Source organism: Pseudomonas sp. WAC2 (assembly GCF_030403525.1).
Classification (GTDB): domain Bacteria; phylum Pseudomonadota; class Gammaproteobacteria; order Pseudomonadales; family Pseudomonadaceae; genus Chryseomonas; species Chryseomonas luteola.
Genome location: NZ_JAUEPD010000007.1, coordinates 23699 through 47041, shown reverse-complemented (window position 1 = coordinate 47041; position 23343 = coordinate 23699). Strand labels below are relative to the sequence as shown.

The 23343-nt window shown below is 57.7% G+C and carries 19 protein-coding genes; 7 read left to right on the top strand and 12 right to left on the bottom strand.

Annotated features, from left to right (window positions below; translation table 11 throughout):
- Positions 1 to 79 precede the first annotated feature (79 nt).
- Positions 80 to 685, bottom strand: a complete 606-nt coding sequence (locus QWJ10_RS15710) for a DUF1826 domain-containing protein (protein WP_289928191.1) — start codon at positions 683 to 685, stop codon at positions 80 to 82.
- 336 nt (positions 686 to 1021) lie between these two features.
- Between QWJ10_RS15710 and QWJ10_RS15705 the strand changes: the two genes are divergently transcribed.
- Complete coding sequence (locus QWJ10_RS15705) at positions 1022 to 1564, top strand: tetratricopeptide repeat protein (RefSeq protein WP_289927867.1); 543 nt, start codon at positions 1022 to 1024, stop codon at positions 1562 to 1564.
- 38 nt (positions 1565 to 1602) lie between these two features.
- Here QWJ10_RS15705 and QWJ10_RS15700 read toward each other — a convergent pair whose 3' ends face one another.
- The 7 genes from QWJ10_RS15700 to QWJ10_RS15670 all read right to left on the bottom strand — a co-directional run bounded on the left by QWJ10_RS15700 (position 1603) and on the right by QWJ10_RS15670 (position 9438).
- Entirely contained in the window at positions 1603 to 2376 is a 774-nt protein-coding gene (locus tag QWJ10_RS15700; RefSeq protein WP_289927865.1) for an enoyl-CoA hydratase, read from the bottom strand.
- A gap of 4 nt (positions 2377 to 2380) precedes the next feature.
- Positions 2381 to 3514, bottom strand: a complete 1134-nt coding sequence (locus tag QWJ10_RS15695; RefSeq protein WP_010798237.1) for an acyl-CoA dehydrogenase family protein — start codon at positions 3512 to 3514, stop codon at positions 2381 to 2383.
- A 15-nt stretch (positions 3515 to 3529) separates the two neighbouring features.
- Entirely contained in the window at positions 3530 to 4723 is a 1194-nt protein-coding gene (locus tag QWJ10_RS15690) for an acetyl-CoA C-acyltransferase (protein WP_125889850.1), read from the bottom strand.
- A gap of 5 nt (positions 4724 to 4728) precedes the next feature.
- Positions 4729 to 5496, bottom strand: coding sequence for an SDR family NAD(P)-dependent oxidoreductase (locus tag QWJ10_RS15685; protein ID WP_150347448.1), 768 nt, complete (start codon positions 5494 to 5496; stop codon positions 4729 to 4731).
- 10 nt (positions 5497 to 5506) lie between these two features.
- Positions 5507 to 7165, bottom strand: a complete 1659-nt coding sequence (locus QWJ10_RS15680) for an AMP-binding protein (RefSeq protein ID WP_289927859.1) — start codon at positions 7163 to 7165, stop codon at positions 5507 to 5509.
- A 116-nt stretch (positions 7166 to 7281) separates the two neighbouring features.
- Positions 7282 to 8235, bottom strand: coding sequence for an AraC family transcriptional regulator (locus tag QWJ10_RS15675; RefSeq protein WP_289928189.1), 954 nt, complete (start codon positions 8233 to 8235; stop codon positions 7282 to 7284).
- 84 nt (positions 8236 to 8319) lie between these two features.
- Positions 8320 to 9438: an enoyl-CoA hydratase/isomerase family protein gene (locus QWJ10_RS15670; protein WP_289927858.1), complete on the bottom strand. Its 1119-nt coding sequence runs from the start codon at positions 9436 to 9438 to the stop codon at positions 8320 to 8322.
- Between the two features lie 213 nt (positions 9439 to 9651).
- On the opposite strand from QWJ10_RS15670, the gene QWJ10_RS15665 reads away from it, so the two are divergent.
- Positions 9652 to 9876 (top strand): hypothetical protein, encoded by a 225-nt coding sequence (locus tag QWJ10_RS15665; protein ID WP_010798231.1) that lies wholly within the window; start codon positions 9652 to 9654, stop codon positions 9874 to 9876.
- A gap of 129 nt (positions 9877 to 10005) precedes the next feature.
- On the opposite strand, the gene QWJ10_RS15660 is transcribed toward QWJ10_RS15665, so the two are convergent.
- Complete coding sequence (locus tag QWJ10_RS15660) at positions 10006 to 12129, bottom strand: methyl-accepting chemotaxis protein (RefSeq protein WP_289927856.1); 2124 nt, start codon at positions 12127 to 12129, stop codon at positions 10006 to 10008.
- A gap of 142 nt (positions 12130 to 12271) precedes the next feature.
- The gene (locus QWJ10_RS15655) at positions 12272 to 13591 is read right to left on the bottom strand and encodes an MFS transporter (protein ID WP_289927854.1); all 1320 of its coding nucleotides are present in this window, start codon (positions 13589 to 13591) and stop codon (positions 12272 to 12274) included.
- 197 nt (positions 13592 to 13788) lie between these two features.
- Here QWJ10_RS15655 and QWJ10_RS15650 point away from each other — a divergent pair, with 197 nt between their 5' ends.
- The 3 genes from QWJ10_RS15650 (at position 13789) to QWJ10_RS15640 (ending at position 18270) form a co-directional block, all read left to right on the top strand.
- Positions 13789 to 14601, top strand: a complete 813-nt coding sequence (locus QWJ10_RS15650) for a hypothetical protein (RefSeq protein WP_289927853.1) — start codon at positions 13789 to 13791, stop codon at positions 14599 to 14601.
- Between the two features lie 97 nt (positions 14602 to 14698).
- Positions 14699 to 17365: an excinuclease ABC subunit UvrA gene (gene uvrA / locus QWJ10_RS15645; RefSeq protein ID WP_289927849.1), complete on the top strand. Its 2667-nt coding sequence runs from the start codon at positions 14699 to 14701 to the stop codon at positions 17363 to 17365.
- A gap of 83 nt (positions 17366 to 17448) precedes the next feature.
- On the top strand, positions 17449 to 18270 hold the full coding sequence (locus QWJ10_RS15640) for a shikimate 5-dehydrogenase (RefSeq protein WP_289927847.1): 822 nt from the start codon (positions 17449 to 17451) through the stop codon (positions 18268 to 18270).
- A 93-nt stretch (positions 18271 to 18363) separates the two neighbouring features.
- Here the strand turns inward: QWJ10_RS15640 and QWJ10_RS15635 are convergent, their stop codons facing one another.
- Together QWJ10_RS15635 and QWJ10_RS15630 are read right to left on the bottom strand one after the other, a co-directional pair.
- Complete coding sequence (locus tag QWJ10_RS15635) at positions 18364 to 18978, bottom strand: class I SAM-dependent methyltransferase (protein ID WP_197870481.1); 615 nt, start codon at positions 18976 to 18978, stop codon at positions 18364 to 18366.
- A gap of 64 nt (positions 18979 to 19042) precedes the next feature.
- Positions 19043 to 20830: a tannase/feruloyl esterase family alpha/beta hydrolase gene (locus tag QWJ10_RS15630; protein ID WP_289927844.1), complete on the bottom strand. Its 1788-nt coding sequence runs from the start codon at positions 20828 to 20830 to the stop codon at positions 19043 to 19045.
- A 290-nt stretch (positions 20831 to 21120) separates the two neighbouring features.
- Between QWJ10_RS15630 and baeS the strand changes: the two genes are divergently transcribed.
- Together baeS and QWJ10_RS15620 are read left to right on the top strand one after the other, a co-directional pair.
- On the top strand, positions 21121 to 22524 hold the full coding sequence (baeS, locus tag QWJ10_RS15625; RefSeq protein WP_289927842.1) for a sensor histidine kinase efflux regulator BaeS: 1404 nt from the start codon (positions 21121 to 21123) through the stop codon (positions 22522 to 22524).
- A 2-nt stretch (positions 22525 to 22526) separates the two neighbouring features.
- Positions 22527 to 23219, top strand: coding sequence for a response regulator (locus QWJ10_RS15620; RefSeq protein WP_289927840.1), 693 nt, complete (start codon positions 22527 to 22529; stop codon positions 23217 to 23219).
- Positions 23220 to 23343 lie beyond the last annotated feature (124 nt).

The following is a 23343-nucleotide window of genomic DNA, read 5'->3' as shown; positions in this document are numbered from 1 at the left end:
CGCCGGCTCTTTCTTCCATATCTAATCAATACAACGCAGGTTTTAATGAGTGATAGGCTTTTGGTTTATGTAGACGTCCCTAAGCCAGCCAGTCCAGTGACAGAAACAGGCGCTTCTCGCCCGCCGCCAAGGCAGGCGAACAATGCACGATGCCTGCCCCTTCGTTGCCCTCCCACTTCTCACCCTTGAGCAGCGCCACTGCACCTGGCGCGAGTTGATGGGCTTCGTCCAGAGAGATAGTGGTCAGCTGGCTTTTGCCTGACCAGAGACTGCCCGGCCCGGAATAGGTCGTCACTAGCCGAAGCGGGACGTGGTCAACGTGAAAGCGTGGGCACATTGCCTTGTCCAGCAAGCGCAAACGCACCCCGAGGCGGGCATTGAGCAAATAGGCGAAGGCTTTGACCAGCCAGGCGACGTCTGCAACAAACCCTTCGTGGCCCTCCAGATCCTTATGGATGCTGGCCAGCTGACTTAGATTGGGCTCGGCCTCTGGGTCCTCCAGTTGCACTACCAGAGACTGGGCAAATGGCCCGGCCACGCCGGTCAACATCCGGGCGAACTGTTCAATGTGCAAAGGAAGACAGCGGTTCCAGATGGCGAGATTGACACCCTCATGGAGCACATCAGCCAAAACGGCAGGGGTATCGCCTGCTATTTGCCGGGGTATAACGCTAGGTTCTGCCATGTTCATCAGACTCACTTTTTAAAGCGTCAGGCACAGGCTTGCTTCCCCACCTAACAAACAAGAGGTCAGTATGTTGGGTGTAAATGCGTATTGACGCAGCACAGGCAGGACCTGTCGGATATAGACTCAAACACAAAATACTCGATTAAGTTATAACATAACATACAACAGCTTTTGAGAATGCCTGCTCTATCCTGTGATCACCTTTGATATCTCTCGGATAGTGGTCATGTGCGCCAAGACAATGTTCTTGAAGCGATGCGTTGCGGCGTGTTGAATCTTTCGTTTATGTACAAGCCTAAGGGCCAGACCCGGACGTTATATCAAGGAGAACGAATGCTCATTAGAAAACTGGCAGGTCCACTGCTTGGCCTTATGCTGTTGAGTGGCTGCGCCCATCAAGAAGCGGATACGCCAGAAACAACCGACCAACCCACCCAAGGCACTGCGGCCAGTCCGACCACTCAAGCGCCCATGGATTTCAATACCGCCAAAGCGATGGCTGAGCGTGGCGATATCGACGCGCAGATCCAACTGGGCAGCTTCTATTTCATGGGCAAGCCAACCAAGGACTTAAGACAGGCCGAGCGCTGGTGGAAGCTGGCCGCTGACCGCGGTCATCCTGAGGCAGCCGTGAACCTGGCATTTCTGTATTCAGGACAAGCTGATCCGGCCCTGGCCAACGAGGCCGATATGATCAAATACCTTAATCAGTCAGCAGCCGGTGGCAATCCCATGGCTCAGCACATGCTGGGTAACTTTTATATGGAAGGCATGCATGGCCTGCCCAAGGATACCTTTCAGGCCAAGCAGCTCTACAAGAGCGCCTGCGACAAGAAGTTCGAGAGCAGCTGCCAGCGGCTGTCTACGCTTCCCTGAAACAAGGGCTGGGTCCGCCATCAGACCCAGCCTCGACATTACCGGTGCTTAAAATCTGCGTCCCGCTTTTCAACAAAGGCCTTCATGCCCTCTTTCTGATCCGCCGTGGCGAAGACGGCATGGAAAATACGTCGTTCGAACCGCACACCTTCACTCAGGCTCGTTTCAAAGACCCGGTTGATACTTTCCTTGGCCATCAATGTTGCCGTTAGTGACTTATTGGCGATCTCATGAGCAACCTTCAGGGTTTCGCTCACAAGGCTGTCCACAGGAAAAATACGGGCTACCAACCCTGCCCGTTCAGCTTCTGGCGCCTCCATCATGCGGCCGGTCAGGCACATTTCCATGGCCTTGGCCTTGCCCAGCGCCCGCGTCAGCCGCTGAGTACCTCCCATGCCCGGCAAGACGCCAAGCTTGATTTCCGGCAGGCCAAACTTGGCATTGTCCGCAGCGTAGATGAAGTCGCATAGCAACGCCAGTTCACACCCACCTCCCAGGGCATATCCGGCTACGGCTGCAATCATCGGCTTGCGTCGGCTGGCGACACGATCCACAGCAGAGAAAAAATCATCCAGATAAATGTCAGGAAAGGTCAGGTCGGCCATTTCCTTGATATCCGCACCTGCCGCAAAGGCCTTGGACGATCCGGTCAGCACGATGCAGCCAATGGTGCTGTCCCGCTCCAGCACGTCCAATGCCTGATTGAGCTCATCAATCAGTTGCGTGTTCAGGGCGTTCAGGGCCTGAGGACGGTTGAGCGTGATCAGCGCGACACGCTCCTGTATTTCGATCACCAGGGTTTCATAGGACATGAAGTTACTCTCCTAGATGGCGGGCAATGACAAGCCGCTGAATATCACTGGTGCCCTCGTAAATCTGGCAGATCCGGGCGTCGCGATAGATGCGCTCCAGCGGATAGTCGTTGAGGTAGCCATAGCCACCCAGGGTTTGCAAGGCAGCGGAGCAGACGCGCTCCGTCATCTCGGAGGCAAACAGCTTGGCCATGGAGGCCTCGACCAATGCAGGCCTGCCGGCATCCCTGAGCGCGGCGGCATGCAGCACCATCTGCCGAGCCACGGCGATTTCGGTTGCCATGTCCGCCAGACGGAAAGACACAGCCTGATGCTCGACGATAGGCTTGCCAAAGGTCTGTCGGTCACGGGCGTAATCGCGTGCATATTCGAATGCCGCGCGAGCCATGCCCACTGCTTGCGCTGCAATACCGATGCGTCCGCCCTCAAGGTTGGCCAGGGCGATCTTGTAGCCTTGCCCTTCCTCGCCCAGCCGATAAGCCGCCGGGATACGCACGTTGTCCAGTTGGATTTGACAGGTGTCGGAGGCATGAATGCCCAATTTGTGCTCTACACGAACGACCGAATAGCCGGGTGTTGAGGTTGGCACCAGAAAGGCGGTGATGCCTCGTTTACCAGCGGATGGATCCGTCACGGCAAAGACAATCACAACGCCTGCATTACTGCCGGAGGTAATGAACTGCTTGGCCCCGTTGATTACGTACTCATCACCTTCCCGCCGTGCCTTGGTCCGTAGATCACTGGCGTCCGAGCCAGCCTGAGGTTCGGTGAGTGCAAAGGCACCGATCATTTCACCCGTAGCCAGCGGTATCAGAAACTGGGTTTTCTGCTCATCGGTGCCGAAGTGATGAATCGGGACGCAGCCCACCGAGTTATGCACGCTCATGATGGTGGAACAGGCTCCGTCACCGGCGGCAATTTCTTCAAGAGCCAGTGCATAGGCGACGTAACCGGTCTCGCAGCCGCCCCAGGTATCAGGCACCAGCATGCCCATGAAACCCAGCTCAGCCATCTCCCGTAACGCTTCTCGAGGAAAGGTATGCTCGCGGTCCCATTCTGCCGAGAACGGACGCAGCCGCTCCTGAGCAAACTGACGGGCCATGTCGGCAATGCTTTGTTGTTCTTCGGTAATCAGCATGATCTTGTCCTCACATCAATACAGGCATTCCACGGCCATCGCGGTTGCCTCGCCGCCGCCAATGCAAATGGCCGCTACGCCTCGGCGCAGCCCGTGACGGCGCAAGGCCGAAATCAGGGTCACCAGAATCCGTGCACCTGAAGCGCCAATAGGATGGCCCAGTGCACACGCACCGCCATGAATGTTGACCTTTTCATGGGGCAGTCCAAGCTCGCGCATGGTGACCATGGCAACTACAGCAAATGCTTCGTTGATTTCGAACAGATCCACGTCGTTCAGCGACCAGCCTGTCCGCTTCATGAGCTTCTGGATGGCGCCAATGGGCGCCGTGGGAAACAGATGTGGTGCATCGGCGAAGGCTGCATGTCCGTGGATAGCGGCCAATGGCGTCAGCCCCTGCCGCTCGGCCTCGGAGCGGCGCATCAGTACCATTGCCGCTGCACCATCGGAAATCGAACTGGCGTTGGCAGCCGTCACCGTACCGTCCTGACGGAACGCGGGCTTTAATTCGGGAATCTTGTCGAGCCGGGCCTTGGGCGGCTGCTCATCATCGCGGATAAGGCGTTCTTCCTTACGGGTCTTGACACTAACCGGCACGATCTCGGCCGCAAAGGCGCCCTCCTCGATGGCCTTGCGCGCCCGGGTCAGAGAGGCCATCGCATACTCATCCTGGGCAGCACGGCTGACATCATGCTGCTGGGCACAGTCTTCGGCAAAAGTCCCCATGAGGCGTCCCTTGTCATAGGCATCCTCCAGCCCATCCAAGAACATATGATCCAGTACGCGCCCATGCCCCATGCGATAGCCGGCGCGGGCACGATCCAACAGATACGGTGCGTTGGACATGCTTTCCATGCCCCCGGCAATGACAACGTTGGCACTGCCAGCCCGCAGCAGGTCATGGCCGAGAATGGCAGCCTGCATGCCGGAGCCACACATCTTGTTGAGCGTAGTGCAGGGTGTGTGTTGGGTAAGACCTGCACCCAGGGCAGCCTGCCGTGCCGGTGCCTGCCCCAGGCCGGCGGGAAGCACGCAGCCCATGAGCACCTCATCTACTGCCTCAACGCTGATGCCGCTACGCTCGATAACCGCACCGATAGCCTGGGCGCCCAGCTCCGTTGCGCTCAGCCCTTGCAGATCGCCCTGGAAACCGCCCATGGGGGTGCGGGCAAGACTGACGATAACGATGGGATCCTGATTCATGATGATCTCTCTTATTTGGCTGCCATGCGCAAGGCGCCGTCGAGACGAATCACCTCGCCGTTGAGCATGCTGTTTTCAATGATGTGCCTGACCAGGGCTGCATATTCCTCGGGCCTACCAAGACGCGGCGGGAACGGCACGCCTGCAGCAAGGGATTCGCGCACGGCCTCTGTCATGCCTGCCATCATGGGCGTCTCGAAGATACCTGGGGCGATGGTCATGACGCGTATCCCGTAACGTGCCAACTCCCGGGCAGCCGGTAGCGTCATGCTGGCGACGCCGCCTTTCGAGGCTGCATAGGCTACTTGCCCGATTTGCCCGTCAAAGGCTGCAATGGAAGCGGTGTTGATGATGACGCCACGTTCGCCACTGGCCTCAGCCTCGCCCTGCGTCATAGCTTCGGCGGCCAGACGCAGCATGTTGAAACTGCCAATGAGATTGATGCCGACGATTCGGCTGAAGCTGTCCAAACCATGAACACCGCTTTTTCCCAGTACCTTTTCACCCCCTACTACACCTGCGCAATTGACCAGCCCATGAACGGCGCCAAAAGCCTCCATCGTGGCGGCTACGGCTGAACGCGCCTGAGCTTCGTCGGTGACATTGGTCACGGCGCAGCGTGCCCGTGGGCCAAGTACCTCGACCTTCGCCTCGACACTGGGCGCATGCATATCCACCAGCATAACGTTGGCTCCAGCCTCCACCAGCATGGTCGCGGTAGCAGCCCCCAGGCCCGAGCCCGCACCGGTCACAAGGAACGTTTTGTTTTCAATCTGCATACAGCACTCCTTAGGCGGCAGATGCCGGGGTAGCCTGGGCCTTCGCAATCTCCTGGTTACGCAAGATGAATCGCTGGACCTTGCCACTGGGGGTTTTGGGAAGCTCCGCCACAAATTCGATTTCCCGCGGATAGGCATGGGCGGCCAGGCGTTTGCGTACGTACTGACGCAGCTCTTCGGCAAGCTCTGGGGTATCGCAGTACCGGCTATGAATGACGACGAATGCCTTGATGATTTCGGTACGCTCTGGATCAGGCTTGCCCACTACGGCCGCCTCGATCACGGCCGGATGCTCGATCAAAGCACTTTCCACGTCGAACGGTCCTACGCGATAGCCCGACGTTGTGATCACATCATCGGATCGCCCCACAAAGCTGATACTGCCGTCATCGTTCAGCTCGACCGTATCGCCGCTGAGGTAGTAAGGGCCGACGAAGGACTTGGTAGGCAGCCCCAGATAACCACCAAACCAGCACATGGGCGACTGTGAGAGATCTACCGCCAGAATACCGGGCTGGCCTGCGGGCAACTCCTGCGCCTGGTCATCCACTACCACGACTCGGTGTCCAGGGCTGGCAAAGCCTGCCGAGCCGGGCCGCACCGGATGCTCCAGTGCGTGGTGATTACACAACACCATGCCCAGCTCGGTCTGCCCGTAATGGTCATGGATGGTTGCGCCCAGGTTCTGCGCGAACCAGCGGATTACCTCCGGGTTGAGCGGCTCTCCTGCACTGCTGACCGCTCGCAACCGCCCTTTGAGGCAGTCGATTACGCTGTCACCACCGGCAATCAGCATCCGGTAAGCAGTAGGCGAGCCAGCCAGGTTGGTAATGCCATATTTGCGGATGATGCGACAGGTGCTCTCCACCGAGAAGGGACCATCATAAAACGTAGTGGGATGTCCCAGCGCCAGAGGGCCTGTCACAGCGTAGTACAGTCCATAGGCCCAGCCGGGATCAGCCACATTCCAGAAGGCATCTTCCGGACGCAGATCGATGGCATCGCTCATGTAACCCATGAACGCAGCGATGGCCTTGAGCGGAACGGCCAGTGGCTTGGCAGGGCCTGTGGTGCCCGAAGTAAACATGAGCAGGAAAGGATCATCCCCTGCACGCATGACCGGCTCGAAATGGGTAGGATGCTTTTCCAGTTCGCTCCAAAAACTGAAGTCGCCCCGCTCAATGCCCAGACCGCGTCGGCCACCCAGCGTAACAATGGTGGGGCAATGATCGACGTCGCTCAGCTTGCCTCGGTTGGCCCCATCGGTCACGACCAGTTTCGCCTCTGATGTCGTAAGTCGATGCTCGATGGCCTTGGGGCCAAACGCTGTGAACACGGGCTGGTAGACCGCACCGGCCCGCCACGTGCCAAGGATCGTCACAAGAAGCTCTGGCGTACGCGGCAGCAGGCCCGCCACACGATCACCCGGATCTATCCCCTGGGCCACCAGAAAATGGGCGAACTGGGCCGCGCGCTGCATGAGGTCGATAAACGTCCAGGTTTCGCTGCTGCCGTCGCGGCCCTCCCAGAACAGGGCGATACGGCCCGGCAGGGCGTGGCGGTCGCAGCATTCGATACAGGCGTTGAGCGACTCGAGCGTCCCGCTCAGTCGGTTGGCAACAACAGAAGGGAAATCAAAGCTGGAATAGGCAGCCTGATAGTCCTGCATGGTCAGTTCCTCGGCTTGTTGTTATTGGAACGTCAGGAGCGTCTTTTTTGACTGTATCGCGCCAGCGCTGGCTTGCAATGGTCAAACCCTTCAATCTGGCTGAGCGGTTTGGACAATCAGGCAGAGTCGGCCTGGGCGAGGATCAGGTTGCGGTAGTGACCAGGGTTGGTTCCGGTCCATTTACGAAAGGCCTTGTAGAAGGCGCTGATATCAGCGAAGCCAAGCTGAGTAGCAATGTCCGAATAGGTCATCGAGGGATCGGCCAGCCAGTCGATCGCCTGTTCCTTGCGTACGGTGTCCTTGATCGCCTGGTAGGACTGCGCCTGCTCTGCCAGACGCCGCCGCAGGGTTGCAGGCGACATGCACAGGGTGTGCGCCAGGGCTTCACTGGTAGGCCACTGCTCGCCCGGCAGTTGCCGCAGCTGCAGCTTGATCCGGCTCGCCAAACTATCCGAATCGCGGTATTTCTCCAGAATATTGCAGGGTGCCTCAGCCAGAAAACGCTGCAGGTCCGCCTCGCTGCGTCTTACCGGCACATCCAGCACCTCAGCAGCAAAGATGATGCGCGTCCGACTCTGGTTGAAACGCAGGTTGTCCGAGAACATGACCTTGTAATCGGCCGTAAAGGCGGGCTCGGGGCAGCGCAGCTCGATTGCCAGGATCGGGATCCGGCGACCAGCCAGCCAGCAGGCTACGCCGTGAACGATCATCCAGTAGGTGAAATACGCGAAGGCTCGATTGGGCGCCCCGGCGGGCTCACGCAATATAATTTCCGCCAGGCTCTGGCTGCGGACCAACTCACCACGAAGGCGCTCGAAGGTAAGCCCGAGAAAAGCCAGCCCATGGATCAACGCTGCGCCTACCGTAGGTTGGGACAGGCAGGCCCGGCAGAGAAACTCGAAACTACCGGACCGCATGCCACGCGGGTCCATGCCAAAAAACTCATCATCAAAGCGCCGGGCCAGACGCCGCCAGATGCGCCCGTAAAAGGGGACGGGCACCCGGCCGCCCGGCTCCGCCAGACAGTCTGGCGCCAGCCCGATGTCGCACAATAATTCCGCATGGCTCATTCCCCGCGCAGCAAAGGCCTGTAGCGCCTCCTCTACCAGATAGGTCGAGATGGTGCCCTTGGGAACGGCACGGCTGACCACTGATCAGTCCTTCAGGGCGCGCAGCGGATGCTCGTGGGCCGGAAAGGCAGGCTCGAAAAAGGCATCTAGCCAAGCCGGGTCGTCCGTTGCGAGTGGATCTGCATGCCATTTCGGCTGGCGGTCCTTATCGATCAGCAGGGCGCGTATCCCCTCTTGCAGCTCACCGAGCTGAGTGCAGCGCACCGACAGGTCCAATTCACTGCGCAGCGCCTCGGCCAGCGACCAGCGCTTGCTGCGCCTGAGCTGACGCAGCGTGATGGCCGCCGAAGTCGGTGAGCCCTGGGCCAATGTCTTGGCCGCCTTGGTTAGCCAGGGATTATCGCCGCTGTAGGCCTTGATTTCAGCAAGTACGGTTTTGTCATCATCGTAATCCGTCAGGGCCTGAAGGGTATCGAAGAGGGGTTGTACATTCGGCTCAGGCATCAGGGGCAGGCTCACCTGCTCATGCTGGCGTAGCACCTGTGCAACCGAGGTATGGCTGAGAATCCTGTCGGGCATGGCCTGCAAATCAGCAATGACCTGCTCACGCCGCTCCGCTGCAATGCAGCGATCCGCCAGCCCGACGAAAACCGCATCGCGCGCAGTAAGCTGCGCACCGGTAACGCCCAGGAACAGCCCGCAACGGCCCGGCATGCGGTTGAGAAACCAGCTCGCCCCTACATCGGGATATAACCCGATGCTGACCTCAGGCATGGCGACGCGGGTGCTCTCGCATACCACGCGATGAGAAGCGCCGGCGAGCAACCCAAGACCTCCTCCCATGACGTAACCCGCCCCCCAGGCAATAAGCGGCTTAGGGTAATGATGGATGAAGTGATCGAGCCGGTATTCCAGCGTAAAGTACTCACCGGTGGCCTTGCCCGGCCCAGCTTCTCCTTCCCGCATGGCCTTGTAGAGCGCGACGATATCGCCTCCCGCGCAAAAGGCCTTTTCACCAGTTCCCTCCAGCCAGACCGCGTCAATATCGTCCCGCTCAGCCCAGTGCCTGAGCTGTTCTTCCAGCTGGACGGCCATGTTGAAGGATAGGGCGTTCAGGCTGCTTGGTGCGTCTAGCGTGACGCGTCCGAGCCGCTTGCCGGAGGCCAGTGGCAGTTCCGTTACCTGGATGCAGCGCTCACTCATGTAGGTGCTCTCGTCTTGTTCTTATCGGTCGCCCTGTCTGCCAGGAGCGACGGGGCCATGAGAAATGCTCTATCAGATAAGCACATTCCACCCAGGGGAGACAATTAATCCTAACGGTGATAAGAAGTTAGCCGCTTACCGATTAGCGGGGCTTTGTAAATGCCTAAAAGTCACCTATAACTAATCAGGTCAGCAACCTACAGGACAAACCTCATGCATTTTCTCATCATGCAGGGCCAGTATGGTCACAAGCTGGTTAGCTATAGCGATGCTGTATTTGATTTGAAAGAAGCACTGACGGAGTTGAAAGGGAAAGACGCTGCCAACTCACCGATGATTCTTGACGACAAGGTGGTGCAAAGTACCTACCTTTGCACCGAAACTGGCATGCCTGTGCAAGAAATCGACGGCTATCTCATCCGGCTGGCTGAGCTGTAACCCGGCCCCACGCTGCTGACCTGAGAGGGTCGTGTTCTTATCGCCGTATTGCAGTGTAAGAACCGCCCTCCCCTACTCCGATTGCTTCCCTGCGTTGCCCGCCCTTGTCGCGGGCGGGCAGTTCTGCCGTCAGACCTTGAACTGATTGACCAGGCGACGCTGCTGCTCGGCCAGCTGTGTCAGCTCGGCACTGGCGTGCGACGACTGCTCTGCACCCTGGGCCACTTCAGACGCAACCGTTCCGATCACGGTAACATTACGGTTGATGTCCTCCGCCACGGCACTTTGCTCTTCGGCCGCTCCAGCGATCTGGATGTTCATTTCCGTGATGACGGAAACCGCCTCGGTGATCGCCGCCAGCGCAGCTGCGGCCTCGGAGGACTGCTGCACGCTGGTCTCGGTCTTCGCCTGGCTGGCCTGCATGATCTGCACCACGTCCTGCGTACCGCTTTGCAACTGCTGGATCATGATCTGGATTTCCTGAGTCGCCTGCTGAGTCTTGCCCGCCAGATTACGAACCTCATCCGCCACTACGGCAAAGCCGCGGCCCTGCTCACCAGCCCGTGCCGCCTCAATGGCTGCGTTGAGGGCCAGTAGATTGGTCTGTTCGGCAATGCCGCGAATGCTGACCAGGATCGTGGTAATGTTTTCGCTGTCCTTGGCCAGCCCTTCCACGCTGACAACCGCACGGTCGATCTCGGCAGCCAGTGCGGAAATCGCATCGCTGGAGTTCTGCACAATGGTCCGCCCGTGATTGGCTGACTGATCTGCATTACCTGCCGCCTCGGCCGCCTGGTTGGCACTGCGGGCAACCTCCTGGGCTGTAGCGGACATTTCCTGAATGGCCGTCGCCACTTGATCGATTTCAGATTGTTGCTTCTGTACCCCTTGCTGGGTGTGAATGGCGATCTCTGCCGTATGCTCGGATGCATCGCTCACTTTTTGTACCGAGGATACTACCTGGGTAATCATGGCTTGCAGCTTGGCCAGGAAGCGGTTGAAACCCTTTGCCATGGCACCCAGCTCATCGGGCCGGTTTTCATCCAGCCGACGGGTCAAATCGCCCTCGCCTTGAGCGATGTCGTCCAGCATCAGCACCATTTGCTTCAGTGGTCGCGTGATACTGCGGCTTACCAGCCACAACGCGCCAAGCCCGATAATGGCAATGGCCAGGCCGACCAAGCCCATCCCGAAGGTATTTCGATCGCTCTGCGCCTTGATATCGTCGTGAAGCTTCAGAGACTCACCCAGTGCGGCCTGGATGGGCAGCTGGATCATCAGTGTCCATTGAGCGGACGTGTTACCAACCTTGAACGGTAGAAACAGCTCGATATGCCCATGCGCTTCGTCATAGTCGTATAGCGGCTCGGTCGACTTCAGCTGCTTCAGATTATTCAGCTCGTTTTCATCCAGCAGAGTGCTGACAGACTTGCCCAGCTGGCCGGCGTCCTTGGTATAGGCAACCAATGCACCGTTACTGGCAATCAGTGCCATTTGACCTGCGCCCTGGTAGAGCGACTGGTTGGCCTTGACCAGAGCATCTTGGATAAAGCCGACGGACAGGTCCGCACCGGCAATACCCTGGAACTTGCCTTTGACCATGATAGGCGCAGTAAACGATGCCATCAGGACAGGCTTGCCAGCGACGTCATAGGTATAGGGGTCAACGGCGCAAAGCTGTTGCGTTTCCTTGGCGCACAAATAGTACTCGCCCTCGCGCACGCCCAGGTCGGAGCGTTTCTGGCTTTCCATGAACTGAATGATGTCATGGCCGAGCGTACCATCGGCATTGCGGAACCAGTACGGCAGAAAGCGGCCAGTACTGTCATGACCGGGCTGCCCCATGAACTGATAGTCGTCACCTGCAAAGGCATTGGGCTCCCAGCCCAGATAAGCACCTAGAAGTTCAGGGTGCTTTTCCATCGCATTTCGAATGATTCGGTCCTGCTCATCTCGCGACAGATGGACGCTAGTGCTCGGATCGCTGGCAGACAAGGCACTCAGGTGCGCCAGTGATGCTGCAATGTTCAATGGCTTTTCAAGGTCATGCTGGATATGTATGACGTTGGCATCGGCCAATGAAATCAGCCGCTCACGGATAACCTTTTCAAACAACGCCTCTGTACCCTTGGCCGCCTGATCCTGTGTACGCGCGCCGGTGACCAACGCATACCCCACCAGAGCGATGACGATCGCCAGGATACAGGCACCAGCATACGCCATGATGGTGTACTGAATAGACTTGAATTTCATGGTGCCTTTTCCATGTCTGCTTATCTAAAAGGCTCTATCGGCGCAGGTTGGAAAAGCTGAATTGCAGCCTGTCGGCTAAGACAACATCTCGTCACGCCTGCCCGCCGGGTGCTCAACCGACAGGACAGGTGCAGAAGCAAAATCAGTCTGACGAGGAGGAGAAATCGGTCAGGGGACGCGACAGTCGAGGGTCATGCCGGTAAGCCAGCATAAGGGCAAGTCCGACCAGGCCCATGACCGCGCAGTAGCCCACGCACAACCAGGGACTGACCGGCATTAGGGCAATCAGAATCAACGGCGTGATGCTGCCCCAGATCGAGTACGCAATATTGTAGGTAAAGGAAATACCCGTGACTCGAATATTGGAGGGAAACAGCCCGATCATCACCGATGGCACGACGCCCACAATGCCGCAGGCAAGACCTGCGATCGCGTAGCCCAGCCAGAGCGCTATCGCCTCGCTGACCAGACTCGTATACAGGACGGCAATACCGGGGGCGAGAACGGCGCTGTACAATCCCATCGCTTGCCAGGGGCCTATCCGATCAGCGATGCGCCCGGCGATGACGCAGCCAATATTCAGAAACACGATACCGATGCAGCTCATGCGGAACGCGGTACTGGTCGGAATATGAAAGTACTTCTGCATCACGGTAGGCGTCACAACCACCAGGACGACCACTGCCGAAGTCAGAACGCACGTCAGCAGTGCCGCCGGCAGCAAGGCGGTGCGGTGTTCTCGCAGGACCGTCGATAACGGCAGGCGCGCCGATAATACCTTGCGAGCCTGCATCTCCATGAAGACAGGCGTCTCGTTCAGCCACCGCCGTAGCCATACCGCCAGGACGCCAAAAAAGCCGCCCAGGATAAAGGGGATACGCCAGGCATAGGCGTGGAGTTCTTTCTCAGCATAGATTGATGAGAGCACCGTGGCCGTCAGTGCACCCAACAGGTAGCCAAATGTCAGGCCTGCCTGAAGAATACCCAGCGCATAGCCTCGATGATTGGCCGGGGCATGCTCTGCTACAAACACCCAGGCACTGGGCACCTCGCCGCCGACGGCAGCCCCCTGCAATACCCGTAGCGCCAGCAGGATCAGCGGTGCAAAGTAGCCGATCTGCGCATAAGTAGGCATCACGCCAATGAGCAGGCTTGGCAATGCCATAAGCAGGATACTCAGGTTGAACATGCGCTTGCGCCCCAGGCGGTCAGCATAATGCGCCATGAGAATCCCACCCAGGGGGCGCGCCAGGTACCCGGTGGCAAAAATGCCGAAGCTTTGCAGCAGCCGCAGCCATTCAGGCATTTCCGGCGGGAAAAATAACTGGCTGAGCACCAGCGCGAAAAAGACGAAAATAATGAAATCGTAGATTTCCAGGGCACCGCCCAGCGCCGCCAGACCCAGGGTCTTATGGTCCTGCCAGGATAATCGCCGGGCAGGCGTATGAATGTCGCTATGCATGTAAACGTGCCCGCTCTCTTCTTGCCTAAACATGAGGCGGCGCAGCATACAGGGAAGTCGCTGTCTTGTTACAGTGTAAACGTATCTCGAAGTCCCTCATGTCAATCGTCAAGTGTTCGCCTCAACCCATGGCACGGCAGCGGGTCTAATCCGATACGCCTATCCCTGATATAACTCAACTCCCTGAAGCGTCAGTCATGTTTATGAAATACCTGTTCATCCTTGGTGCGCGAGATCCTGAAATGATGCTCATCGAGACCCTGGTTCTTAGGGCACGGCATCGACTGGCCTATGCACTGGCGGATGAGCGTCGGGTATACGCGGGCAATGCCTATAAAGCCGATCGCACATCTGCCCGCCAAGGCGAGCCCCATGGCCCTATCGTCTGGGTAGAATGCGGCCTCGCCGATACCTCCCAACCTCGTGATATCGTGGTAGACCATCATCATGAAGGCGATCCGGGGTATGACATGCCTCCGGCGCGCTACTGGGAAGGCTCCTCGCTGGGGCAGGTCTGCCAGCTGCTGGAGATCGAGCCGACGCCGGAGCTGCAATTGGCTGCCGCCGCCGACCATTGCCTGAGCGCAGCCTACAAGGGTCTCTGCCCTGGGGTCGATCCGGCTGATCTACGCGCGTGGCGTATTGCCTCCCGGTCGAACTGGCAAAAGATCAATCCTGATCAATTACGAGCCACGATCGAGGCGGCAATCGAACAGGTCAAGGCGCTCAAACCAATCTCCATCGCCGGCCATGAATTCTTCGATGCCATGGATCACGACATCCCCGAACTCTCCGAGGCGTCCGCCATCTTGGGGCGCCCCGTCATGTATAGCATGCCGGAGCCACGGAGCGGACGTATCAAGGTCGGTGCCCTGAATGGCTCTCCAGACATGCTTCAGGCCTGGATGAACTGCGCCCGGGAGGTATTGGGCCTTGAAGACGTGTACGGTAACCCGATTCGTGGATACGCCGGTGGGTATTTACGTGGGGATATCTTGCAACGTGCATGAGGCCTGGATCGCAACGTAGCGGTTTTCCTGGCTGTTGTGCAGTCGTCCCGGCAGGTAAAAGGTCCTATGAATACGTTCCTACGCCAAGACCTGACGCATGCCCAACAAACGAAGCACGCCTGATCCCACCCACGCCTCTCCCTCTACAGCCTCCGGCTTTGTCCGCGTCCGGGGCGCGCGTGAGCACAATCTCAAGAATGTAGATGTCGACATCCCCCGCGACAGCCTGGTTGTTTTTACCGGCGTTTCGGGCTCTGGCAAGTCCTCCCTTGCCTTTGGAACCCTGTACGCCGAGGCTCAGCGTCGTTACTTTGAATCGGTGGCGCCCTATGCCCGTCGCCTGATCGATCAGGTGGGCGTACCGGATGTGGACACCATAGAAGGATTGCCTCCGGCTGTCGCTCTCCAGCAGCAACGCGGCACGCCCAGCGCTCGCTCTTCGGTGGGTAGCGTCACTACCCTGTCCAGCCTGATCCGCATGCTGTACTCACGCGTCGGCACCTATCCGCCTGATCAGCCTATGCTCTACGCAGAGGACTTTTCGCCCAACACACCCCAAGGCGCCTGTCCTCAATGTCATGGGCTCGGACGAGTCTATGAAGTAACCGAGCAGTCTATGGTACCGGACGACTCGCTGACTATTCGCGAGCGGGCTATTGCCGCCTGGCCTACTGCCTGGCAGGGACAGAATCTGCGGGACATTCTGGTAACCCTGGGCTACGACGTAGACATACCTTGGCGCGATATCCCCCAAAAGGATCGCGACTGGATTCTCTTTACTGAAGAACAGCCGACCGTTCCGGTCTATGCCGGTCTGACACCAGAGCAGACCCGCGAAGCCCTCAAGCACAAGCGCGAGCCCAGTTACATGGGCACCTTCACCGGTGCGCGCCGCTATGTGCTGCATACCTTTGCCCATTCGCAGAGCGCGCTAATGAAAAAACGCGTATCCCAATTCATGGTGGGTAGCCTGTGTCCGCTGTGTGAAGGTAAGCGCCTGAAGCGTGAGGCGCTGTCCGTCACCTTTGCAGGGTATGACATTGGCGAGCTGGCCCGCATGCCTTTGCTGACCCTAATTGATGTCCTCACACCTGTTGCAGCCGGTGCGCTGGCTTCAGGGTCATCCCCCGTGGAGAAAACCTTCACAAGGGAAGAATCACGCCGCGCACGTGAAGCACGTACCCGGGAAGATAGCGCTTCCCATGAGGCCGCCCCGGACGTGCGCCGTACGCCGACCCTGTCAGACGAAAAGCGCCTGGCGGCCCAACGTATCGCCCAGGATCTGCTGGAGCGCCTGACCACCCTGACCGAGCTAGGTCTGGGGTACCTCTCCCTGGAACGCAGTACCCCAACATTATCTTCAGGAGAGCTGCAACGTTTACGCCTTGCCACTCAGTTGAATTCGCAGCTTTTCGGAGTGATCTATGTGCTCGATGAACCGTCCGCCGGTCTGCATCCTGCTGACGGCGAAGCGTTGTTCACGGCTCTGGATCAACTCAAGGCGGCCGGCAATTCCTTGTTCGTAGTGGAACACGATCTAGAGACGATGCGTCGTGCGGACTGGCTGGTAGATGTGGGCCCTGCAGCAGGCGAACACGGTGGTACGGTTCTCTACAGCGGACCGCCCGCCGGATTGGCCCATGTCGAAGCGTCCCAAACGCGGGATTACCTGTTTGCGTCTCGGCGCACAGCAGCCCCCTTGAGACGCCCGTACCGCAAGCCGCTTCATTGGCTAAGACTAACCGGCGTAACGCGCAACAACCTCAAGGCCCTTGATGTTGCGTTTCCACTTGGCTGCTTTACCTCCGTTACCGGTATCTCTGGCTCCGGCAAATCGACTCTTGTCAGCCAGGCCCTGTTGGAGTTGGTCGGTGAACACCTAGGCCGGCCACTGGCCGAGCGCGATGAAGACGAATCACCTCTGGACGAGGAGGCTCCTCAGCCGCTCTCAGGACAAATCATTGAAGGCATGGAGCATATTCGTCGCCTGGTCCAGGTGGATCAGAAGCCGATCGGTCGCACACCGCGCTCCAACCTTGCCACTTATACAGGCCTTTTTGACGGCATCCGCAAACTGTTTGCTGCGACCCCGGAAGCCCGGAAACGGCGATATGATGCCGGTCGCTTTTCATTCAACGTAGCCAAGGGGCGTTGCCCGACCTGTGAGGGCGAAGGCTTCGTCAGTGTCGAACTGCTGTTCATGCCCAGCGTATACGCGCCCTGCCCGACCTGCCATGGCGCCCGTTACAACACCGAAACGCTGGAAGTCACCTGGCAAGGAAAAACCATTGCGGAAGTCCTGAACCTGACGGTAGAGGATGCCTGTACCTTTTTCGCGGAGGAAGCTGGAGTACTCCGTCCCTTGCACGTCCTGCGTGATATTGGTCTGGGCTATCTGCGCCTGGGGCAACCAGCCACGGAGCTTTCCGGCGGTGAAGCACAGCGCATCAAGCTGGCAACCGAGCTGCAACGTACCCAGCGCGGCGCTACGCTCTATGTACTTGATGAGCCTACAACGGGTCTACACCCTACTGATACAGACCGCCTGGTGCGCCAGCTCAACGGTCTGGTAGAGGCTGGCAATACAGTCGTTGTGGTTGAACATGACATGCGCGTCGTGGCGCAAAGCGATTGGGTCATCGATATCGGCCCAGGGGCTGGTGATAGAGGCGGACACATTGTCGCGAGCGGTACACCCGAGAGCGTTGCAAAAGAGACCAGCAGCAAGACCGCGCCTTACCTGCGGGCGGTACTGGAGAGCTGATCGGGTTCACATGCCAAGCGGTTCCTGGGAACCACCGGCCCGCTTGGCTGACAAACAGGGGCCGCTTTTTTGAAGGAATCAAAATGCCTCACGCCATCAATAAAGACACCCAGGTTTGCATGTCCCTGGCGGGACGCCCTGGCAACACCGGTACACGGTTTCACAATCATCTGTACGAAGCCCTGAACCTGAATTATCTCTACAAGGCGTTCACAACCACCGACCTGCCTGCTGCCATTGGCGGCATTCGAGCGCTTGGCATACGCGGATGCGCTATTTCCATGCCGTTCAAGGAAGCCTGCATTCCTCTTCTGGATGGCCTCGACCCTTCTGCCGCCGTGATCGATTCGGTCAATACGATTGTGAACGATGACGGTAAACTGACAGGCTATAACACGGACTTTCTGGCTGTCGCCTCACTGCTTGATAGCCATCAGGTATCTCGTGATCTGACGCTTGCGCTGCGGGGTAGCGGCGGTATGGCCAAAGCCGTGGCGTTTGCCTTGCGGGAGGCCGGCCTCAAAAAGGGACACATCGTGGCTCGCAATCCCACTACCGGCCGAGCCCTGGCTGAATCCTGCGGGTATGAGTGGACCGAATCCCTGGGCGACCTGCGCCCTGAGCTCATCATCAATGTGACACCCGTAGGCATGACCGGCGGACCGGAAGCGGACGATCTGTCTTTTGATGACGAAGTGATTCAAGAGGCTAAAGTAGTATTTGATGTCGTGGCAATGCCATCCGAAACCCCACTCATCAAGCGCGCCCGCGAACTGGGCAAGCCTGTCATTACCGGCGCAGAGGTTGTTGCCCTCCAGGCACTGGAGCAGTTTGTCCTGTACACCGGCATCCGCCCAAGTCCTGAGCAGGTTGAAGCCGCCGCGGCATACTCGCGCAATCAATAAAGGTAAATAGGGGCAACTGCACATGACGATTGCCCCGCTCTTGACCGTCAACGTTCGAAGGCACAGTGCTGTCTAACAGATTGTGCCTGAATATCACGCCTCGAACCGGCTTACCTCAAGTCCTGTTCCTACCGGCAGCAATACACTGGTAATGCCCGCCTTGGCTCGAATAGCGCGCCCATAGCGCTTCACATCGTCATTGCCGGGCCGGATCATATTATCCGCAACAATGATCGCACCCGGGTTGAGCTTGGGATAAAACGCCTCAAGACACGGTACATAGAGGTCTTTCCACAGATCAAGCAGGACAAAGTCCACTCTACCGGGTAGCGCCTCGATCAGCTGTACGGCATCACCGACCTGAAAGTCGATGTAGTCTGCAAGCCCTGCTTTTTCGGCCATCTCCCGTGCATAGAGTGACTTGTACTCATGCAGCTCCAGAGTGATCAGCCGTCCACCCGTTGCGCGTGCAGCCTCGCCAAGCCAGATGCCGGAATAGCCAAAGGAGGTACCAATTTCCAGAATCGTAGGGGTTTCCAGGCTTTTCGCCAAGATATTGATCAGCTGTCCGGTTTGCGGTCCGACAGCGCGCATGCGTTGATCCTGCCCGCCGTCACGTCCGCCAGGAGGAAGCTCCCGGGGCGCGCTTTGCTCTTTGTGTATCCGCGCGTGATAAGTCTCAAGCACCGTATTGATTTTCTCGTCCATATCCTTTCCTTGCCTGTTCGTTCGATAGCCACACAGGTGCCGCCTTCTCGCGCCACCTTAATGGTTATTGCATGCGGAACGTGTAGGGGCTATAGAAATCCGAGCCGGCCCACGGACGAGTCTCCTCGTTGAAAAGAGGCTTACCCTGCTTATAGCTTTCAGCGTTGGCTGGGTCGCCCTTGCCGTCGTAAGCTGCCACATACGGATAGGGATAGACCGGTCGCGAACGGATCACCTTTTCATCTTTTGCTACCGGCTTTTTCATGAGGTTTGGAGCATCCTTCATCTTCTTGAAGTCAGGAGCGCCCTTTATGGGTCTATCTGTCGGTGCGCCAAAGTGGCCCATGACGTTTTGCCCATCGGTCTGGTTTGTAAGGATGGCTTCAGGTGCTTGTCCGCCCTCAACCCAGGAGAGCATGGGTGTCAACAGGTCAAGCTTCGCCGGGCCTTCACCTTGGCCACAATGGTAGACGCCTGGCAACAGGTAAAGCCGTTCGAAGGTTGAAGCCTGCTCCTTGCCCATGACGCGCTGAACAGCCTCGTGATACGCAATGGAGTTAATGGGCGAGATATGCGGATCAGCCCAGCCATGCCAGATGATGAGCTTGCCGCCAGCCTTGGCAAAGACTGATAGGTCCGGGTTGGTTGCATCATAAAACGCATGCAGCGGCCTTAGGCGGTCAAAGGTCTTCAAGTCGAATTGCATATCCGAGAGTTTGAAGTCCTTGCCCGGACTCTGCTCAAATGACAGCCATTGCAGTGCGCCCATGGCAATCATTTTGCTGAAGATAGGATCGTCATGGCTTTGCGGAACAAAAACATCCGCCCACGCCAATTCAGATCCCGGCTGCGGTCCACCAGCAATCAGCCGCTGGCCAGTCGCAGGATCTTTGGGGCCTTCGTACAAGCGACGCACCACGTCAACCTCAGCAGGAGACAAGCAGTTAGGCTTATCAGCTTTCTGCTCGCTCTTGCATTGCAACGTGCCCGGATCAAAATGGCAGGCACGCGGGTCGGAAATCAGACCATCGACCTGCCCATCCAACGCGTCACACTGATTGAGTACAGCCCTGTGAATCAACGGAAGGCGAGAGGCTATCAGAACAGCCTTACCGTCTGGGCTGGTGTTCGTACGTGCCTGCCAGGCGTGATACATCGCATTCTGGGTCTGGAAGTTCATCGCCGCGGCACCGGCAATGATGCCATTGAAATCGTTTGGATAGCGCTGCGCCTCCATCAACGCTTCGCGTCCGCCATCAGAGCAACCGTTAAAGTAGGAGTAGGCCTCACTACGACCATAAAAGGCATGGATCAGCTTTTTGGCGGCCAGGGCCGTAAGATGCACACCGCGAAAGGCAAAGTCTTGACGCTTTTGCGGATCTTCTCCGAACGACTCCTCGCCCTGGTGTCCCATGTCCGTGCTTGCCGTGACAAAGCCGCCTGTATCGAGCGGCGTACACCCTTCGGCCGCACCGACCTCAAGCGAGATACGGCCACATAATCCACCGCATCCCACCTGCAGATAGCGCTGAGTCCAGCTGTGCAAGGGAAGAACTACCTTGAAGCCAATCGAGGGGGCCAGCGTCCCCTCAACCGCACACACTGCTACGCCTTTATCAGAGGTTTCAGTGGCTGAAGTGATCGAACTGCCCTTACCGCCAATGTCGCTCATGTCGAGACTTTTAAGCGACGAACAAGCCTGAACAGGTTGGACGATAGGCAGTGATTGAGACAACGCCAGCGAAGCAGCTGAATTATCTTCCTGGGTAGCAGCGCCCGCCACACTGGCAGCTGATGAACACACCCATAACGTAACGGCCATACAGGCGCGTCTGAAACGTTCGTTGTACATGGGACGATCTCTATGAATGCTTAAAAACAGGCTAGCCTCCAGGCATACCGCTTGTGCAGTGACTACTGCTGCTGCAATCGACTGCCAGTGCCGGTAGTACAGGGCTATCCTGGGCTATCTCATCAGGTATTTGGCGCATGGCTGAATCAGTCAGGCTGTCGCTCATGCTTTTTTCAGCCTCAAGTGTGAGTAACAACTGTGCAGGCAATGTGAAGATTGAACTATGTCCTTGAAAACGACAGACACACCCGCCTAAATATACTTAGCAGTACCCCTCAGGCCCGCTCCTTATGAAGCTCAGCATTTCCACAAAAGCCTTTATTGCTATACAAACCCTGTCGGTCCTGGCAGTGCTCAGCATGGGGTTTGCCGCCTACTGGAGCTTTACCCGCAGCTTTGTAGGCTTTCTGAACGAGCAGGCTATTATTCGTATGACCAATGCTATTCCAACATTGGAAGACGCCTATACCCAACATGGCAGCTGGCAGTTTCTGGTAGGAACGCATGTTCAATGGTTCGAACTCTTGAGTACCAGTCTCAGACAGCATGAAGGTGAGCCCCATACCCGACGCGAGCCTCCCATAGCCGATCTGACGGGAGCGCATATGCGCTTCACCCTTCTGGATGCCCAGCACCGCTATATCAATGGTTATCCCAACTACAAGGACATCGCCACCTTCAAACCGGTACAGGCAAACGGTATGGTTGTAGGCTGGATGGGCATGACGCCCTTCGAGAGCGTTACGGCCATTGGTGATGAGCGCTTTCAACAAGACCAGGTTCGCTCAATCTGGTTGATCGTGGGTGCCAGTTTGATCATCTCCTCCTTCATTGCCTGGCGTATTGCCCGCACGCTGTCGCGTCCGATCAGGCAGGTGGCATTGGCTACCCATCGGCTGGCCCGAGGAGAGTACAGCACACGGGTTGGCGTCCACTCACAGGATGAAGTGGGCCAGCTTGCTCAGGACTTCAATCAGATGGCCAAAGCCCTGGAAAACAACGAGAACATGCGACGCCACTTCATGGCGGATATCTCCCATGAGCTAAGAACGCCACTTGCTGTCCTGAAAGGGGAAATGGAGGCGCTTGAAGATGGCATTCGCCCGCTGACCAAGGAAGCAATTGCCTCCCTTCAGGCCGAAGTAGAATCCTTGAGCAAGCTGGTTGACGATATTTTTACCCTATCCCTTTCTGAGCTGGGTGCTCAGGCCTACCAAAAGCGTCCGGTGCAGTTGGAGTCCGTTCTTTATGGCATTGCCGCTACGTTTGAAAGGCGCTGCTTGGTAAACACGCTATCGTTAACCCTAGAAATATCCGGCGAACCGCTGTGGATCAGCGGTGATGAAAGTCGGCTTCAACAACTCTTTACTAACTTGCTGGAAAACAGCCTGCGTTATACCGATGCAGGCGGTCATATCCTGATACGCGCTCGACGAGGGCGAGATGGCATCTTCATCAGCTGTGAAGACTCCGCGCCAGGCGTATCCAAAGAGCAACTGGGCCGCCTGTTCGAGCGGTTCTACCGAGTCGAACAATCACGCAACCGGGCCACCGGCGGCGCTGGGCTTGGGCTGGCGATTTGCCGCGGCATTGTTGAAGCCCATGGTGGGCGAATCGACGCCACATCCTCGCCCTTGGGCGGGCTCTGCGTGACATTGCAGTTTGACCCCCTGCCTGATTTGGCGAGTAACTAAAGATGCCGCACCGCTCCTCTCTCTCAACACCTACCATCCTGATTGTGGAAGACGAACCCAAGCTGGCCGCGCTCCTGGCAGATTACGTCAGAGCGGCCGGCTGGAATGCCCAGCTGGTCATGAACGGTCTTGAGGTGCTGCCTGCTTTTACACAATACAGCCCAAGCCTGGTCCTGCTTGACCTCATGCTACCCGGCAAGGACGGGATTGAGGTGTGTCACGAGATTCGCGCAATCAGCCAGACGCCTGTGGTCATGGTAACAGCCAGGGTGGAAGAAGTGGATCGCTTGCTGGGCCTGGAGATTGGCGCGGATGATTACATCTGCAAACCTTTCAGTCCCCGCGAAGTCATTGCCCGGATCAAGGCCGTGCTGCGTCGAACGCAAACACCTGCGCCAGCCCTGCCAGGCGGTTTGAGTATTGATACCGCCCGCTACCAGGCCTTTCTTAACGGAGCCCTGCTTGATCTGACGCCTGTAGAGTTTCGCCTGCTGTTGACCTTTGCCGAACACCCTGAGCAAGTCTTCTCACGCGATCAGCTCATGAACAACCTGTATCAGGATCACCGCATCGTATCGGACAGAACGGTAGACAGCCACGTCAGCAATTTGCGTCGCAAACTACAGCAACACCTGCCCAATCAAGAGTTCATTCGCTCGGTATATGGCGTAGGTTACAGCTTCAAGTTGGACTAGTCAGAGTCGGCACTGGCCTCTACTTACCCCCTTTCATGTGTAAAAGCTTTAAAGCGCTTCCGACAAATAGCCTGACTACTGGCTTTCATACATACGCACTTATTGCGGGTAAAGAGCCGCCGCA